General features: G+C 74.8%; 1 protein-coding gene. It reads left to right on the forward strand.

Features of this window, described 5'->3' with window-relative positions; translation table 11 throughout:
• Positions 1-16: 16 nt before the first annotated feature.
• A partial coding sequence (locus ACSNOK_RS35875) for a YnfA family protein (RefSeq protein WP_436784842.1) occupies positions 17-242 on the forward strand: 226 nt, incomplete at its 3' end.

Genomic DNA, 242 nt, shown 5'->3' on the forward strand with positions numbered 1-242 from the left:
CTTCTACGCTGGGCCCATGTCGATCGCCCGCTCCGCCGCCCTCTTCGTGCTCGCCGCCCTGCTGGAGATCGGCGGGGCCTGGCTGGTCTGGCAGGGCGTACGGGAACACCGCGGCTGGGCGTGGATCGGCGCCGGGGTCGTCGCCCTCGGCGCCTACGGCTTCATCGCCACGCTCCAGCCCGACGCGCACTTCGGCCGCGTCCTCGCGGCCTACGGCGGGGTGTTCGTGGCCGGCTCCCTGG

This window comes from Streptomyces sp. URMC 126, assembly GCF_051386555.1.
Classification (GTDB): Bacteria; Actinomycetota; Actinomycetes; order Streptomycetales; family Streptomycetaceae; genus Streptomyces.